Source organism: Paenibacillus sp. BIC5C1 (assembly GCF_032399705.1).
GTDB lineage: Bacteria > Bacillota > Bacilli > Paenibacillales > Paenibacillaceae > Paenibacillus > Paenibacillus taichungensis_A.
Map to the genome: position 1 here is coordinate 5,662,350 of NZ_CP135922.1, position 16,431 is coordinate 5,678,780.

At 47.8% G+C, this 16,431-nt stretch carries 15 protein-coding genes and 1 other annotated feature (1 of these 16 cut by a window edge); all 15 genes read right to left on the bottom strand.

What is annotated here, in order from left to right; all coding sequences use genetic code 11:
* Nucleotides 1-31 precede the first annotated feature (31 nt).
* Nucleotides 32-1,282 carry an Rne/Rng family ribonuclease gene (locus RS891_RS25365; protein WP_113055861.1) on the bottom strand — a complete coding sequence of 417 codons (1,251 nt, stop codon included), beginning with the start codon at nt 1,280-1,282 and terminating at the stop codon, nt 32-34.
* A gap of 106 nt (nt 1,283-1,388) precedes the next feature.
* Nucleotides 1,389-2,249: a M50 family metallopeptidase gene (locus tag RS891_RS25370; protein WP_113055862.1), complete on the bottom strand. Its 861-nt coding sequence runs from the start codon at nt 2,247-2,249 to the stop codon at nt 1,389-1,391.
* On the bottom strand, nt 2,242-3,126 hold the full coding sequence (locus tag RS891_RS25375) for a M23 family metallopeptidase (protein WP_181586750.1): 885 nt from the start codon (nt 3,124-3,126) through the stop codon (nt 2,242-2,244). Before RS891_RS25375 ends, RS891_RS25370 begins: the two co-directional genes overlap by 8 nt.
* A 227-nt stretch (nt 3,127-3,353) precedes the next feature.
* The gene (minD, locus tag RS891_RS25380; RefSeq protein ID WP_053783092.1) at nt 3,354-4,148 is read right to left on the bottom strand and encodes a septum site-determining protein MinD; all 795 of its coding nucleotides are present in this window, start codon (nt 4,146-4,148) and stop codon (nt 3,354-3,356) included.
* 3 nt (nt 4,149-4,151) lie between these two features.
* On the bottom strand, nt 4,152-4,814 hold the full coding sequence (gene minC / locus RS891_RS25385; RefSeq protein ID WP_099858127.1) for a septum site-determining protein MinC: 663 nt from the start codon (nt 4,812-4,814) through the stop codon (nt 4,152-4,154).
* Nucleotides 4,815-4,887: 73 nt separating this feature from the next.
* Nucleotides 4,888-5,421, bottom strand: coding sequence for a rod shape-determining protein MreD (locus RS891_RS25390; RefSeq protein WP_113055864.1), 534 nt, complete (start codon nt 5,419-5,421; stop codon nt 4,888-4,890).
* Nucleotides 5,421-6,293 carry a rod shape-determining protein MreC gene (gene mreC / locus RS891_RS25395; protein ID WP_113055865.1) on the bottom strand — a complete coding sequence of 291 codons (873 nt, stop codon included), beginning with the start codon at nt 6,291-6,293 and terminating at the stop codon, nt 5,421-5,423. Before mreC ends, RS891_RS25390 begins: the two co-directional genes overlap by 1 nt.
* Nucleotides 6,294-6,480: 187 nt before the next feature.
* Complete coding sequence (locus tag RS891_RS25400) at nt 6,481-7,515, bottom strand: rod shape-determining protein (protein ID WP_024633969.1); 1,035 nt, start codon at nt 7,513-7,515, stop codon at nt 6,481-6,483.
* A 194-nt stretch (nt 7,516-7,709) separates the two neighbouring features.
* Entirely contained in the window at nt 7,710-8,399 is a 690-nt protein-coding gene (radC, locus tag RS891_RS25405; protein ID WP_113055866.1) for a RadC family protein, read from the bottom strand.
* A gap of 35 nt (nt 8,400-8,434) precedes the next feature.
* Entirely contained in the window at nt 8,435-9,046 is a 612-nt protein-coding gene (locus tag RS891_RS25410) for a Maf family protein (RefSeq protein ID WP_315793547.1), read from the bottom strand.
* Nucleotides 9,047-9,139: 93 nt separating this feature from the next.
* Nucleotides 9,140-9,382 (bottom strand): DUF4321 domain-containing protein, encoded by a 243-nt coding sequence (locus RS891_RS25415; protein WP_024633972.1) that lies wholly within the window; start codon nt 9,380-9,382, stop codon nt 9,140-9,142.
* A 145-nt stretch (nt 9,383-9,527) separates the two neighbouring features.
* Entirely contained in the window at nt 9,528-10,739 is a 1,212-nt protein-coding gene (locus RS891_RS25420) for an SPOR domain-containing protein (protein WP_315793549.1), read from the bottom strand.
* 119 nt (nt 10,740-10,858) lie between these two features.
* Nucleotides 10,859-12,178, bottom strand: coding sequence for a UDP-N-acetylmuramate--L-alanine ligase (murC, locus tag RS891_RS25425; RefSeq protein ID WP_256222490.1), 1,320 nt, complete (start codon nt 12,176-12,178; stop codon nt 10,859-10,861).
* Nucleotides 12,179-12,234: 56 nt separating this feature from the next.
* Complete coding sequence (locus RS891_RS25430) at nt 12,235-13,611, bottom strand: bifunctional folylpolyglutamate synthase/dihydrofolate synthase (protein ID WP_315793550.1); 1,377 nt, start codon at nt 13,609-13,611, stop codon at nt 12,235-12,237.
* Nucleotides 13,612-13,688: 77 nt separating this feature from the next.
* Complete coding sequence (locus RS891_RS25435) at nt 13,689-16,355, bottom strand: valine--tRNA ligase (protein ID WP_113055871.1); 2,667 nt, start codon at nt 16,353-16,355, stop codon at nt 13,689-13,691.
* A gap of 58 nt (nt 16,356-16,413) precedes the next feature.
* Nucleotides 16,414-16,431: a binding site (T-box leader), on the bottom strand; it runs 262 nt beyond the window's last position.

A 16,431-nucleotide genomic window follows, 5' to 3' on the forward strand; every position in this document is an offset into this window, starting at 1 on the left:
CTGATGATTATACCACCAACCATACTAAAAATCAATGCAAAGGCGAAATATATCTTTTGCCTGTCCCATGACAGGAAGAACACGGCTCCACGTAAGGGAGGGTGCTCTCTTCCCGTACTTTCTTACGGGTAAGTTCGAGCAATCCTAGCTTGGTCCAGCCAATTACAAAAGCCTTAGTTCGATCCTTCTTGAGTTCATTTTCCAGCGCTGCCGCAACTTCATGCCGATTGATCGCTTCCTCCATATCAATGAAATCCACAATAATCATGCCGCCGATATCCCGAAGACGCATTAAACGGGCGATCTCAACCGCTGCCTGCATGTTCGTCTCCGTTACCGTCTCTTCCAGACTGTCACCGCCCGCTCCCGTGTACTTGCCTGTATTGACATCGACTACAGTGAGCGCCTCGGTATGATCAATGACAATATATCCGCCACCAGGTAGCCATACCTTGCGGGCAAAATCCTTGTTCAACTGCTCCTGCACACGATAAGCAGTAAAAATGGATTCCTCTCCCTTGTACACCTGTACTTTAGGTTGATGGCCCGGACAGATTTCTTCCAGCAAAGCACTCAACTCACGGGCTTGTACTGCGTTGTCCGTTATTACCTCATCGCTGCCAGGCGTATACACATCACGAATGATCCGCTGAACCATACTGTGATCCCGATGCAGCAGGCTTGGTGAAGGCAAACTATCCGCTTTTTCACGAATCAGACGCCACTGCTCACGTAATGTTTCCAGATCGGCCTGAATGGCTTCCCTCTGTTCCTCTGCGGATACGGTTCGTATGATAAGCCCCTCTTCGTCCCGTCTCAGTTGTTCACCAAGAGTCTTGAGTCGGGATCGATCCCCCTCACGGGCAATTTTCTTGGAGACGGCTACATAATCCGCTAAAGGCATGTAGACAAGCCAGCGGCCAGGTAGCGAATAATGAGTCGTCACCCGGGCTCCTTTGCTTCCTACTGGCTCCTTCAGGACCTGGACAATTACATCCTGACCTGGACGAAGCAGCTCCGAAATTGAAGGCTTCACTTTGGGTTGTTTCTCCAGATTGGGATGCAATACATCGTCCACATACAGAAAAGCATTCTTTTTCTGACCGATATCCACAAAAGCAGCTTGCATACCTGGTAACACGTTCACTACCCGTCCTTTGAAATACGAACCCAGCAGTCCACGCTCGCGTGTACGCTCTGCCATGAATTCTACAGCTTTGCCTTCTTCCAGAAGCGCCATTTGCATGAGGTTATGTTCATTATGTACAATCATTTGTTTCATGGCTTCACCTCTAGAAGACAATTCAATTTAATCCACATCCATTCTGTATCATTGCTATACTCATTGTACATGTATTAACCCAATTCAGGACAGATCCACCAAGATGCTACAACTTATCCGTGTCTTGTTTGAAATAAGAACCGATGATTCGCTGCTCAGGCAAAACGGCCATGATTCTCCCCTGTCTATTCATCACATATATCATATGGTATCTTTCTCTCTTTAATAGACGCAAAATAGTCTCCAAAGGTTTCGCCGGAAATGAGATAATCGGCTGCGCCAAACTGCCTGTAGCTGCATGACGGGTGAATGCACTTTCACGATTCATCAGAAACCGTATAAACCGGTATGGGATATTTCGGTAATCAGTCAAATTGGAATAGAACAGAAAAATTCCGACCAATAGAATATTTAAAGGTAGCCCATAATCACCGGTAAACCAGCGACCGATGGCAACCAAGATAACCCCTGCGCTACACAGAATGCTGATTCTGTAAGTCCAAATCAATGTCGTATAGTAGGGAGCAGCAAGACTAACGAGTGCCTGTACAATTTTACCACCATCCAGCGGCAACACGGGTAGCAGGTTAAATAGGGCAATCAGCAGATTCCCCTGTATAATATAATCCAAAAACAGCGGGTCTCCCAGGTTCCCATACTTCAGCAACAATACGACTCCTACCATGAGCATATTTTGAAAAGGACCTGCCAAAGCGATAATGATCTCCCGGCGGGCTGTAATATTTCCGGCATCTTCAATAACGGCGACACCCCCAAAAGGAAGCATCTGTATCGAAAGGACACGGCAGCCCAGAAGGGCTGCCGCTGCAGCATGTCCACATTCATGAATAAAAACGATGGCGAACAATGTGATGAGCTCAATAAAATTTCCAGTCAACAGGGAAGCCATCATGATAATCACAAAAAAAGGATGAAACGAGATACGCACACCCCATAACCTAATCAAGGGCAACCACTTCCGCTGGGTCTACGTACTGCTCCCCCTCTTTTACAGCGAAATATAATGTGGCAGGTTGATCCTTTCCATTCTCCTTTAGGCTACCTACGGCGTCACCCGCTTCTACCCAATCATTCACCTGGACTTCACTCTCGTTCAAGCGTCCGTAAATGGCTGTGACTTGACCAGAGTGCTGGATTACAACCGTTGTCCCATTCTCCGGGTCATCCAATACTTGAAGTACTCGTCCGGCATCTGAACTGACAACTTGGACAAGTCCTGTACCTCCGGCTTCAGGAACAATTTCAATGCCTTTCATGCTCAGTGCAAAAGGCTGAACGACGGTTCCCGAAATCGGTTTGCCGAGCAGGTGTCGAATACCCGAGCCGTTCACAGCATCGGTGGTATGTCCGAGAACAGGCAGGAATGATGGTGTTCCACCAAAATGCCGTTCGTACCAGGCGGCGGCATAGGCAAAATCCATATCCCGATGCAGCACATCGGCGATCACGGTTTTGGCAGGTGCCGTCCATGAAGTGTTCAACTGGAACAATCCCCAGACAGCGCCGAATAATAAAATGCTAACCACCGTTCGTTTCACGAATGACTTCATCAGGTTGAAACGAGGATGGCCGCTAGGACCATAATGTCCGTTCTCTTTTTTCCACAGCCATTCCGGGTCTCTTTCCGGTTCCGCCAAAGAGGATCTGGCCGTTCGTAGATTATCTTGTATATCTATAGACGAGAACGGATTACGTTGCGTAGACGTACGCTTGTCGAATACCGAGCCCAATTCTCGCTTCTGCACAATTTCTTCCGCAGCACCATCCATTAACCGCCGAATGCGCTCTTCTCTTCTCTGTTTGATCCTGAGTTTCGTATTCATGGAATGTCCTCCCGCCGAGGCTTGTTTACTACATCTTATGAGGGGCTCGTTCATAATATGAACAAGCTTCGGCGGGAAGCAAAAATAACCCCACAACGTGGAGTCCTATTGTAAAGCACATGCCCTGTTCTATACCCAAGCTCCTTAACTCAAAGGCTCCATAATATTCAAAAAGCCGGGCTTGAGGGCCACGGCTATCATACATGAATGTGATGAAAAAGAGCGAGTTAACCCATTCCAAAAAACTTCTTAAAACGTGTGAAAGCACCTTTTTTTTGCTCCAATTGCATCAGAGGAACGGTATCTCCCAGAATACGACGGGCAATATTACGATAGGCAATGGCCGCAAGTGAATCCGGATTCATTACTGTGGGCTCTCCCGAGTTGGCTGCCTTAATGACAAGTTCATCATCAGGAACAATCCCGATCAGATCAATATTAAGTACTTGTAAAATGCCGTCAATATCGAGCATGTCGCCTGATTTGACCATATTGTTGCGGATACGGTTCACAACCAATTTTGGTGATTGAATGTGCGAACTCTCCAGCAAACCAATGACACGGTCCGCATCACGCACAGCCGCATTTTCTGGTGTAGTGACCACAATCGCCTGGTCAGCTCCTGCAACCGCATTTTTGAACCCCTGCTCAATTCCGGCTGGACAATCAATAATGACGTATTCAAAATCTTTTTTCAATTCGAGAATAATGTCCTTCACCTGTTCTGGTGACACAGAGTTCTTATCTCTCGTTTGTGCTGCAGGCAGCATATATAATTCTTCGAAACGTTTATCTTTGACCAAAGCCTGATTCAGTCGGCAACGGCCGTCTGCAACGTCGCACAGATCATAAATGATCCGGTTTTCGAGTCCCATCACGACATCCAGATTGCGAAGGCCGATATCGGTATCTACCAGACAAACCTTTTTGCCGAGCAGCGCCAGCGCTGTCCCGATGTTTGCCGAGGTGGTTGTTTTACCCACGCCGCCTTTACCCGAAGTGATCACGATCGCCTCTCCCATGAGCTACACTCCTTTAAACACATTAAAATCTCGGCGCAACCGAACGATATTGCTCATCTTGTCGATTTGCATCTGATTGTCCTGTAAATAAGCAAATTCCATACCGGTCTCTCGGCTCTCCCACTCATCGGGAGGACGGCTGATGATATCAGCGATCCGCAGCTGCGTTGGTGCAAACACCGAAGCTGCAATGATCGAGTCCTCGTCCCCACCAATTCCAGCGTGAGCCATGCCTCTGAGTGAACCCAAAACATATATATCTCCGGTACACGTTACTGTGCCCCCCGGATTGATATCACCAAGAAACAGTAGATTCCCTTCATGATGAAGCACCTGACCCGAACGTACCATACCACACATGGTTACAATCGGCGGCGGCCCTTTAACCTCTGGTTTAAGGGCCGGTGAGTCTATGGAACGAATGAGCAAATTCCCCTTTTGTTTCAATATATCAAGAATTGCTTCTTTCTGGTCCTCCGTCACTTCCCGGTTGCCCAGTTTGATATCCACATGAACTATCGGTCCGGTCAAAATATTTTGATGGCTGTGTTCCAGCTTATAGCGGAGCTCGTAGAGCAATTCCTCGAATTCACATTGATCGTCCAACAGGAAAACCAGGCCGTCTCGGATGCCTTTAATCGTTACGTGATTCGATTTTACCGTCATAAGCCTGTCCCTCCCATCTCATTACATTTCGTGCCCGGGTCCCCAAGTTCCTGCTTCTCACTCCATAAATGTATCAAGTAGCTTCTTGTGCTTTGCTCTTTCTCTTACCAATCCGCTCCAGTTGTTTCCGAAGAGGAACATAAATGATCAGCGCAAACACAAAATGAATGAACAAATTGGGAATCATGTATTCAAGCAGTGCCCAGTCAAATGTCACATGATTGAGTTGGAAGAGCTTGTACAGAAAGAATAACATGGTGTCATTCAGCAGACTTCCCAAAAGGACGACGGAAACCATAACCGGCAGTGGTGCGCGTGGCGCTTGAAAAATAAGTCCCATCATATATGCCGATAATCCCATCGAGAATCCGTATGGTCCAATCATTTCGCCGTAAAATACGACATCGTGCAAGAGTCCAAATAATATGCCAAGCACCAACGCCGTGTGCCGATGATGATATACAGCAATAAACAAAATCACGATGTAGACCAGGTTCGCAGAAATACGCATTTGCCAGGCCGAAGGAATGAGCAGCGGAAGAATCGTTCCTTCAACAATGAACAAAACGAACAGTAACAGGAATAAGACTTGCTTGCGCGTTATCATTATTCTTTTACCTCAGGTGGAATAATCACAATCAGCTCTTTCCAGTCCAGAAAGCTTGCATAGGGCTCAATTGTAGCTGTTTTTGTTAAACCATATTCGCTTTTCTCGACACTCTTCACTTCACCAATCCGCATATACTTCGGAAAGTTATTGATAATTCCGGAGGAGATAATCTCATCGCCGGCTTTGATATTAGAATCCTCTGAAATCTTGGTCATCTTGAGCATTCCGGACTTCGGATCGTAACTTTCAATCATGCCAAACACTTTTTCTTTACCTACCGCTGTAGCCGCAATGGCATTGGAAGTAGGATCATTCGCATCCATGGACGTTAACAGATTAACCGTTGACGTATATGAGCTGACATGACTGATCACGCCGACCAGCCCCTCTTGCGAAGTAACGGCCATCCCAGCCTTGATTCCCGCATTTTCACCAATGTCGATATTAATCGTTCTGCTGTTGGGGTCTGAGTTGGCACTGATGACTTGAGCAATTCGTGAACCGTAGTTATATCGATTCTTTTGTTCCTCGGTAAAATTGAGAGCTTTCTGGAGCTGTTCATTTACCTGCTCCATATCATTGTACTTCAGCCGATCACGGGTATAGTGCCCCATCGCAATGCGTAGCTCTTCATTTTCTTGATACACCGTACGCATGTTCGCCAAATCTTTGAAAAAGCCCGCTACAGAAGAAGCGGGCTTATAAAATACGTATTGTACAAATCCGACTGAATCCTTAAGGAATTTCTCCGGCCAGGATAGAGCGGTTCGCGGACCGAGCGTAAAGCCCATTAACGCGATAAATGTAACAAGGCCCACCAGCAAAACAAAAAGTCTTTTGTTACCCAGCAGTTTAAACAGTTCGACCACCCTCTAACATCCATTATTCTCTTCCGAGCCATGCCCGGCGGGGAGACTGTCAGACTTATAGTCCCATCGAGAATATCAGCCGATTCTCCCCGGGTATGCGGGTAATAGCTCTCCCGGGGTTAACCGGGTCCTCTTCGTTGATATCATGCCCTTGGCCGATAAGTGAGCCAAGCATGGCATATATCCATTAACGTTTGGAACGAACTGCCGAACTGCTTCTGCTCTTGAACAAATGAATATTTTCAAGCGCTTTACCTGTTCCGATCGCAACACAATCGAGCGGGTTCTCTGCTACGATCACAGGCATTCCTGTCTCACCAGCAAGCAGCTTGTCCAGATTGCGCAGCAATGCCCCACCACCTGTGAGAACAATACCACGGTCCATAATATCCGCCGCCAGCTCAGGTGGACATTTCTCCAAGGTTACTTTTACAGCTTCAACAATGGCATTCACCGTATCCGCCAGAGCTTCGCTGATTTCATCCGATGTAATCGTAATCGTCTTCGGCAGGCCTGTAACGAGGTCGCGTCCACGAATCTCCATAGTTTCCACTTGCTCAAGCGGCATAGCTGATCCGATATCCATTTTCAACTGCTCGGATGTACGTTCACCGATCATCAGATTATACTGGCGTTTGATGTATTGAATCACGGATTCATCCATCTCGTCACCAGCAACACGAACCGAACGACTTGTTACAATCCCGCCAAGAGAGATGACAGCCACTTCCGTTGTACCGCCACCAATATCGACAACCATACTACCCGTCGGTTCCCATACAGGCAGATCTGCACCGATTGCAGCTGCAAATGGCTCTTCGATCGTATAGGCTTCACGTGCTCCAGCCTGTTTGGTTGCATCTTCGACCGCGCGTTGTTCTACTGCAGTAATCCCGGATGGTACACATACCATCACGTTCGGATGACGTTGGAACATGGAGCGTTGTTTCTGCGCCTCACGGATGAAATATTTGATCATCGTTGCCGTTGTATCAAAATCGGCAATAACGCCATCTTTCATTGGACGAATGGCACGAATGTTACCTGGTGTACGTCCAATCATTTTTTTTGCGGCTTCCCCTACTGCCTCAATGCTTTTTGTATCTGTCCGTATAGCGACAACCGAAGGTTCGCGCACCACAATTCCTTTTCCACGTACATAAACCAAAGTATTCGCTGTCCCCAAATCAATACCCAAATCTTTCGTAAAACCACCAAACATGACGTAATCTCCTTTTCTGCCTCATATAGCCGCCCCAGTGAATCAAGAGCGTTTCATTTTCATTCCCACCAAAATGGTGGAGCTAATATTCGCATTTGTTTTGTGTTGCATTTGTTTTGCAAAGTAAAGTGAACCTATCTTCTACGGACAACGCCGTCAACATTCATAGGAAAACATCAACGCCAACCATTATATTATACTAAGCCCTTCTCCTTCAAACTTACGTACGTTCCATCTCCGATAATAATGTGATCCAGCACGTCTATGCCTACAATTGCGCCGGCTTCGATCAGTCTTTTGGTTATTTGGATGTCCTCTGGACTAGGCGTAGGATCACCACTGGGATGGTTGTGTGCGCACACAATAGAGGCGCTGCTGCATTTGATGGCAGCCCGGAACACTTCACGCGGATGTACAATCGAAGCGTTAAGGCTACCCATGGAGAGTGTTTCCTGGGCAATAATGTGGTTTTTGCTATTCAGGAAAAGACACACAAAGTGTTCTTTCTGCAAGTAACGCAATTGTTCGGTAAGGAGGTCGGCCGCATCACGAGGGGTACGAATTGAAGTTGACTGTGTAAGTCTGCTCTTCGCAATTCGATGACCAAGCTCAATGCTGGCTTTCAGCTGTACAGCCTTGGCCATGCCGATTCCCTTCATCGCAGTCAGTTCTTCCAGGCTCAAATCCATCAACGAGCGAATTCCACCCGCTTCGGTGAGAATCCGTTGTGCCATATGCACTGCGGATTCCTGTCTAGTACCTGTTCGAAGTAAGATCGCCAGCAATTCAGCATGGCTTAAGGCGCCCGCCCCGTATTCCATCATGCGTTCTCTCGGGCGTTCTTCCTGGGGGATGTCGCGCATCATATATTGAGGCGACTCCATATGTTCCCTCTTTTCAGATCGTCAATTGCGGAATTTCATGTACGTGGCAGTACATGTATGCCGAATCCATCCAGCATATCGCTAAGCAAAGACAACGGTAGGCCTACCACATTGAAATAACATCCTTCAACACGTTCTATCAATGAAGCACCAATGCCCTGAATGGCATATGATCCTGCCTTGTCCGCAGGCTCTCCAGTCTGAACATACGCACGAATCGTAGCTTCAGACAGTTCCTTCATTGTTACATCTGTCTGCCTATACTGAACCATGGATTGTCCATTACTTGCATCGATACAAGCTACTCCCGTGAAAACACGGTGTACACGCCCCTGTAGACGAGATAACATTCGTTCAGCGTCCGCTTCGTCTACGGGTTTACCAAGAATATCACCGTCCAGAACGACAACAGTGTCACTACCAACAATAACAGCATCCTGTTCACGGCCTTCCAGCCCGCGATAAACGGCAAGCGCCTTCCGCATCGCAAGCTCCTGTACCGTCTGTTCAGGAGTCCATTCCGGCGGTGTATCTTCATCGGCATGACTTGGTATTACTTCAAAAGCTAGATGGAGTGATGCGATCAGTTCTTTACGCCGCGGCGAAGTGGAAGCCAGAATAATGCGACGCTGTTGTGTTTTATCCAAAATAACCGGCCCCTTATGCTACGGCGACATCCTGTCGGATCACGCTAGTAGATATCATTTTTTTTAGTTTCTTCGTCAAAATTCGTCATACTCCTATAACCTGCGATACAGCCATACAGCAGCAATAATACCGATCAGACTCAGGAGGCTCATTTGAAATTGAAGTGAAATATCATAACTGATAATATCCAGATCAGCCTGCGGCGACCAACGAATGGTCGTGGCTTTCGTTAGAAAGGCAACGGCCTTTACAGGCTGCAGTGCCTTGGCGATCCACGCACCGGCCAGCCAGCCGAGCAGCAGAAACAGCAATAACATGCCGAAGTTTTTTTTCATCGGTGATCTTCCCTCGCCATTTTTTGACACCCACATTATTATACGGGGTTTTGTACGTCAATACAAACACAAATCCGGCAAGGGGAACTATTTCCAGTTCCTTGCCGGATAGGTATTTCAAGGCTGTGTTATGGGAAAGAGTTAATTATTGTTTTATTGCTTCAAGCCATTTTTTTTGCTGTAATACATATTCCATCAGATCGGACTGTACAGACCACATATGCACATTGGCCGGATTTTTGTTGTATTCGGCAATTGCCGTTACCGCACTGGCCATCGATTTTTCCATCGCCGATACATAGGGTTGTACATCTGCACTCAGACCTGGTGCAATACTATTCAAACCGGTCAGCCAGAGCTGATGCTGGTTCTGTAATGAAGTCATCGTTTCGGTAGATACGGCTTCAGGAACAGACTGACCAAGTTGCTGGATTGAGAGGGTAGACAGTTGTTCAACTAAAGCCGATCCGCTTGCGAAGAAATGCTGCACATCTTCTGCTTTTCCGCCAAATACTGCCGGGTTCACTTCAGGATTGACAATTTCCTTAACGTACAGCTCCACACCTTCGGCCTTAAGCCTTGAGCTGAGCAGCTTTGCCTCCTCACGGTCAGCCGAAATGCCTGCATATACCCGATTACCATCCTCTGGATCGGAGCCTGCCGCAATGCCTGCCTGGGACAGCTCCACCTTCGCCTGTTCAGCACGTTCAGGAGAACTGAATACACCATATTGCAGTGCATAATAGCTGCCGCCTGTAGTTGTTGCCTGGAGCTGCTGTTCCGAACCCGCCACTCCCTCTTGACCTGTCACGGCCGATACCGCCTGATTGGCGGGAATCTTGCTCCCAGGATCTACAGCCCCTTCCCGATTGAAAAAAGAAAGAATAACCATACCGAAGAGGGCCCCGGTTACAAGCGCACCCGTTACTGAACCAATCATTTTCCAGCCCTTTGGGGGGCGATTCCGCTTATAAGAGTAGTTTTCACTATCTGCAAGCCAATCGTGACCTCCATAATTCTCGTCCGATCTGTTCTCGTCCTCATCTCCCGGATACGCAGTAACATGATTATAACTGTATCCAGGCTCATCGAGTTTCGAATCCTTGTCCGTTCTTTGGTAAGGTTCAGGTACAGTGGAGCCTGTTAGCATCGTCTCTCCCCAGTCACCGGGAATATCCTCTGGTGTCCATGAAGGCGTTGTATTCAGCAGCGTTGGTGTTGGTGTTGGTGTTGGCGTTGGACTGTGCGGAATTTCTTCACTCAAAGCTGCAAATGTGCTGGATGTGGGTATCCCCTTGTTTTCAGGCTTGTCCGACTCGTTATCCCCAAAGCGAAACGTCATTCTAGCATTGCTCACCCCGTACCCTCTCCTTTGTCCCATTTATAACAGCTATATGCGGAGAGAATCTGAAACATTCCATTCATGCAAAAAAACCGCCTGCTTCGCAATGAAGTCAGACGGTTTTACGATTGTAATTATTTCAACCCTTTGGCAAGTGTATCGCCAACTTTCCAGATATCACCTGCACCCATCGTGAGCACAAGATCGCCTGGCTGAAGACGGTTCTGTAAATCTGCAACAACTTCTTCCTTTGTCGGAAGATAACGCGCAGAAGCATTGCTGTTTTGAACGATGAGTTCAACCAGTCTAGCCGAGTGAACACCTTCAATCTGTTTTTCGCCTGCAGGGGAATAGATGTCGGTAATGAGAACCTCATCCGCTTCTGCAAAGGCACGACTGAACGCATCAAGCAGGAAGAACGTACGTGTGTAGCGCTGTGGCTGGAATACCGCAATGATACGTTTCCCCGTTGCTTTGGCCGCACTGATTGTAGCCTCAATTTCAGTCGGGTGATGAGCATAGTCATCGATAATCAACATATCACGCGCTTCACCCAGCACCTGGAATCTGCGTTTCGCTCCATGGAACTGGATAATGGCAGCCGTAATTTTCTCAAAGGGAATACCTGCTTCCAGACAGGTAATAACCGTAGCCATCGCATTATAAACATTATGTTTACCTGGAACTGACAACTCCACCGTACCCAACACATTGCCCTGATGGCTCATCGTGAAGGAAATTCGGCGGTCCCCAAGCACGATATCTGTTGCTGTATAATCAGCAGCATAATCAATTCCGTATGTGGTTACCCGTGATTTTAACTCAGGCAAAATGGCTTGAACATTCTCGTCGTCAGCACACACAATGGCCGTGCCTTCTGGACGAATCTGACTCAGGAACTGCACATAAGCCTTTTTGAGTTCCTCAAAATCACTGTTGTAGTTCTCAAGATGATCTGCTTCAATATTCGTTACAATACCGAGCCAAGGGTGGTACTGCAAAAATGAACCGTCGCTCTCGTCTGCCTCGGCAACAACCCAGTCGCCTTGGCCTGCCTTCGCGTTGGTACCCACGTTCATGATTTCCCCGCCAATGATGTACGTCGGGTCTGTATCACATTTATCCATAACGAGTGCAATCATGGATGACGTGGTTGTTTTTCCATGAGCTCCGGCTACAGCCACACCTTTACGCTCATTCAGCAAACGCGCGAGCATCTGGGCGCGGTGCAAAATTGGAATGTTCAGCTTTTCAGCTGCCACCCGTTCCACATTATCAGCAGGAGCTGCCGTAGAGTAGACAACCAGGTCTGCCCCATTTACATGCTCTGCCGTATGTCCGATATATATTTTCGCTCCCTTGGCTGCCAGCTTCTCGGTCAACTCCTGTGAAGCGACATCCGATCCGGTAACGGTGTATCCCATCTCAAGCATAACTCTCGCGATGGCACTCATGCCATATCCGCCAATCCCTATAAAATGAACGTGTTCCGATGTATTTAACAAAACTTTCACCAACCTTTTTCAGAATCGGTTTGATGCAAAAGGGCTGCCCGCACATCTGCAATCAGGTACAATGTGCCGGACACCACCCCCAGATCTTCCGCTTCCGTCCGTGACTTCAATAGATCAAGTGCCTTTGCCCATTCAGGCTCGACGATGATTTCCAGCTCCGGTTTCGCAATGGCGGGACGTACCCGTTCCACAATCTGCAGCAATTCGGCTGCATCCATTTTGCGTCGGAAATCTGGCTCGGTCAGGATCAGCGTATCCACTAGTGGCAGTATATGCTGCAAATACGCTTCGTGATGCTTATTCGCCAGCATGCCCATCATCAAAATTAACTTGTTGTGAGGATATACGTCGATAATGCTCTTGGCTAGCGATTCAGCCCCCTCCGGATTATGCGCTCCATCCAGAACAATGCGGGGCTGATCAACCACTTTCTCGAACCGTCCTGCCCAGAAGGCATGTTCCAGTCCAAGTGCAATATCTTCATCATCCAGCATAAATGCCATGTATTGGCGAAGCAACTCCAGTACCATAAGTGCACCCGCTGCATTATCGCATTGATGTGCGCCCTGCATGCGAATACGAGCGTCCAGATCACGGAACGGTCCTGTAAAATGAAAAGATTGTCCGTTCTCATCACTGTCCAGTCTATAGTAGGAGAAACGATCTCCCGCCAGATACACGGTTGAACGCAACCGCTCTGCTGTCTCCTGGATCACCTTCACAGCCTCTGGCTGCGTGGCACAGGTAACAACGGGTACCCCCGCTTTAATAATGCCTGCCTTCTCTCCAGCAATCGCCTCAATCGTATCTCCCAGTACATCCGTATGGTCCATACCGATATTGGTAATGACAGATACGACGGGTGTAACAATATTCGTTACGTCCATCCTTCCCCCGAGCCCTGTCTCCCATACCACAATGTCCGGGTAGCACTCTTCCGCATAATACAGAAGGGCGAGTGCTGTAGATACCTCAAACATAGTAGGTGATCCAAGGGGAGTTGAAGCCATCTCTTGAACCAATGGATACAGGCGGTTTGAAAGTTTGAGCAACGTTTCTTCCGGGATATCCTCACCGTTGTACTGAAAACGGTTTGTGAATTTGGTGATATAAGGGGACGTAAACGTTCCAACATCATATCCCGCCTGAAGAAGCACTGACGTCAAAAAAGCGCAAGTCGAACCTTTGCCGTTCGTTCCCGCGACATGAATAAATTTGAGACGCTGGTGAGGATTGCCCAGCAATGACATCAATCCCTCGATTCGTTCCAATCCAGGTCGGATGCCAAAAGGAATAAGGCCATTGATCCAGTTCACGGCCTCGTCATAAGTAAGTAAAGGAGATGCTATTTCTGTCCCGTTAAGTTCCGTCATATGATTCACCTTCGGTTTGAGTTTGGTTGAAAAAAGCGGCCGGATGGCGCATAAGCACTCCATCCGACCCGAATATATTAACCTTTCAGTTCCTTGATTCGTGCAATCACCTTATCCCGTTTATCGGAATAATCCGCTTGCTTGGCGCGTTCTTCCTCGATAACCTTGGCAGGAGCCTTGGCAACAAAGCCTTCGTTCGCCAACTTTTTCTCCACACGGAGTACTTCGCCCTCAAGGTTCTGCAACTCTTTCTCCAGACGAGCCACTTCCTGATCAATATCAATAAGACCCGCCAGCGGCAAATACAGCTCAGCCCCAGTAATGACAGCAGTCATCGCTTTATCCGGTGAGCTCAGATCCAGGCCGCTGTCGAACTCGGACGTATTACAGAAACGTTTGATGTAATGGCTGTTGCGTTCAATGATGCTGGATGTCTCTGCGTTGTTCGCTTTTACCATCAATTCAATTTTCTTGCTCATTGGTACATTTACTTCTGCACGGATGTTTCGCACTGCACGAATGGTATCCATAAGCAGGTTCATCTCAGCAACCGCTTCTGGATTTTCCAATGCAGGGTCATACACCGGCCAGGAAGCCAACGTAATCGTCTCGCCTTCATGCGGCAGATGCTGCCAGATCTCTTCAGAAATGTACGGCATGAACGGATGAATCAGGCGCATAGTCTGATCCAGCACATAAGCAAGCACCGATTGTGTTTTCTTCTTGGCAACCGGATCTTCCCCGTAGAAGGACAACTTCGCAAATTCAATATACCAGTCACACAGGTCATCCCAAATAAAGTTATACAGCAAACGGCCTGTTTCTCCAAATTCATATGCTTCGATTAGACGCGTAATATCACGAGAAGTTTCGTTCAGGCGGTGCAAAATCCAATAATCCGCTGTTCCGAGGTCTCCACTAATATCACGATCTTCATAGGTGAAGCCTTCCAGATTCATCAGGGCGAAGCGTGATGCATTCCAGATTTTATTCGCAAAGTTACGAGCCTGTTCAACCCGCTCCCAACGGAAACGGAGATCCTGTCCTGGAGTGCTGCTAGTGGAGATCATGTAACGCATTGCATCCGCACCATATTTCTCAATCACATCCAACGGATCAACACCATTGCCGAGCGATTTGGACATCTTGCGTCCGTCTGCATCACGAACAAGACCATGCATCAGCACATCCTTGAACGGAACCTCTTCCGTGAACTCCAGAGCGGTAAAGATCATGCGTGCCACCCAGAAATAAATAATGTCATACCCTGTTACGAGTACACTTGTCGGGTAATAACGTTTCAGATCTTCCGTGTCTTCCGGCCAGCCTAATGTAGAGAACGGCCATAATGCGGAGCTGAACCATGTATCCAGAACGTCTTCATCCTGTCTCAGCTTGCGTCCAGCGTATTCTGGCAATGTTGTCGGATCTTCAGCAGATACAATAACTTCTCCAGTCTCCTCGTCATACCAGGCAGGAATGCGATGACCCCACCACAATTGACGAGAGATACACCAGTCACGAACATTCTCGATCCAGTTCAGATACGTTCTCTCAAAACGGTCCGGAACAAAACGAACTCCTTCACCGCTTTGTTGCTTCTCAATCGCTTTTTCCGCGAGCGGCTTCATCTCAACAAACCACTGTGTCGACAAATACGGCTCAACGACAGCTCCTGTCCGTTCGCTGTGTCCAACCTGATGCGTATGATCCTCGATGTTGATCAATACGCCCTGTTCTTGCAGGTCGGCAACAATCTGCTTACGGCAGTCGCTGCGATCCAGTCCCTGATATTTGCCTGCTTCGGCATTCATCGTACCCGTCTCATCCATCACCGTAATCTGTGGCAGATCATGACGAAGACCTACTTCGAAGTCATTTGGATCATGAGCAGGCGTAATTTTCACGGCCCCACTTCCGAAATCTTTATCTACGTACTCATCTGCAATAACCGGAATTTCGCGTCCGATGATAGGCAGAACAAGCACCTTGCCGATCATATCCGCGTAACGCTCATCCTTCGGATGAACAGCAACTGCCGTATCTCCCAGCATCGTTTCCGGGCGAGTTGTCGCTACTGTAACATACCCACTTCCGTCTTTGAGCGGATAACGCAGATGGTACAAGTGACCCTGAACTTCTTTATATTCAACCTCAATGTCGGACAGTGCAGTCCGGTTCACCGGGTCCCAGTTAATGATTCGTTTGCCTCGATAAATGAGGCCTTTTTCATACAGTTGAACAAACACTTTACGTACAGCCTGGGATAGACCTTCGTCCAGTGTAAAACGTTCACGCGAGTAATCGAGCGACAAGCCCATTTTGCCCCATTGCTGACGAATGGTTGTTGCATATTGCTCTTTCCAGTCCCACACCTTCTCCAAGAACTTTTCGCGTCCCAGATCATAACGAGTCTGACCTTCTTCACGCAATTTCTGCTCCACTTTGGTTTGGGTAGCAATCCCCGCATGGTCAGAACCTGGCAGCCACAGTGCATCATAGCCCTGCATCCGCTTAGTACGAATCAGAATGTCTTGCAGTGTGAAATCGAGCGCATGCCCGATATGGAGCATTCCGGTTACGTTCGGGGGTGGGATTACAATCGTATAAGGTTCAGCATCTTTACGCTGGCCAGCCTTAAAATATCCATTTTCCATCCAAGTGGAATACCATTTTTGTTCCGCAGCTTTCGGATCATATGTGGTTGGCATTTCTGTTGCAGCTGAATTTTTTTGTTCAGACATGTGTCATTCCTCCGTTACTTATTCATCATCGCCAAAAAACAAAAAAACCTTTCATCCATCAAAGGACGAAAGGTTA

Bases quoted from the DNA above. Each gene is read 5' to 3' on its own strand.
- RS891_RS25365 (WP_113055861.1), bottom strand. From the start codon at position 1,282: ATGAAACAAATGATTGTACATAATGAACATAACCTCATGCAAATGGCG.
- RS891_RS25375 (WP_181586750.1), bottom strand. From the start codon at position 3,126: ATGAATACGAAACTCAGGATCAAACAGAGAAGAGAAGAGCGCATTCGG.
- minD (WP_053783092.1), bottom strand. From the start codon at position 4,148: ATGGGAGAGGCGATCGTGATCACTTCGGGTAAAGGCGGCGTGGGTAAA.
- minC (WP_099858127.1), bottom strand. From the start codon at position 4,814: ATGACGGTAAAATCGAATCACGTAACGATTAAAGGCATCCGAGACGGC.
- RS891_RS25390 (WP_113055864.1), bottom strand. From the start codon at position 5,421: ATGATAACGCGCAAGCAAGTCTTATTCCTGTTACTGTTCGTTTTGTTC.
- RS891_RS25400 (WP_024633969.1), bottom strand. From the start codon at position 7,515: ATGTTTGGTGGTTTTACGAAAGATTTGGGTATTGATTTGGGGACAGCG.
- radC (WP_113055866.1), bottom strand. From the start codon at position 8,399: ATGGAGTCGCCTCAATATATGATGCGCGACATCCCCCAGGAAGAACGC.
- RS891_RS25415 (WP_024633972.1), bottom strand. From the start codon at position 9,382: ATGAAAAAAAACTTCGGCATGTTATTGCTGTTTCTGCTGCTCGGCTGG.
- murC (WP_256222490.1), bottom strand. From the start codon at position 12,178: ATGAGTGCCATCGCGAGAGTTATGCTTGAGATGGGATACACCGTTACC.
- RS891_RS25430 (WP_315793550.1), bottom strand. From the start codon at position 13,611: ATGACGGAACTTAACGGGACAGAAATAGCATCTCCTTTACTTACTTAT.
- RS891_RS25435 (WP_113055871.1), bottom strand. From the start codon at position 16,355: ATGTCTGAACAAAAAAATTCAGCTGCAACAGAAATGCCAACCACATAT.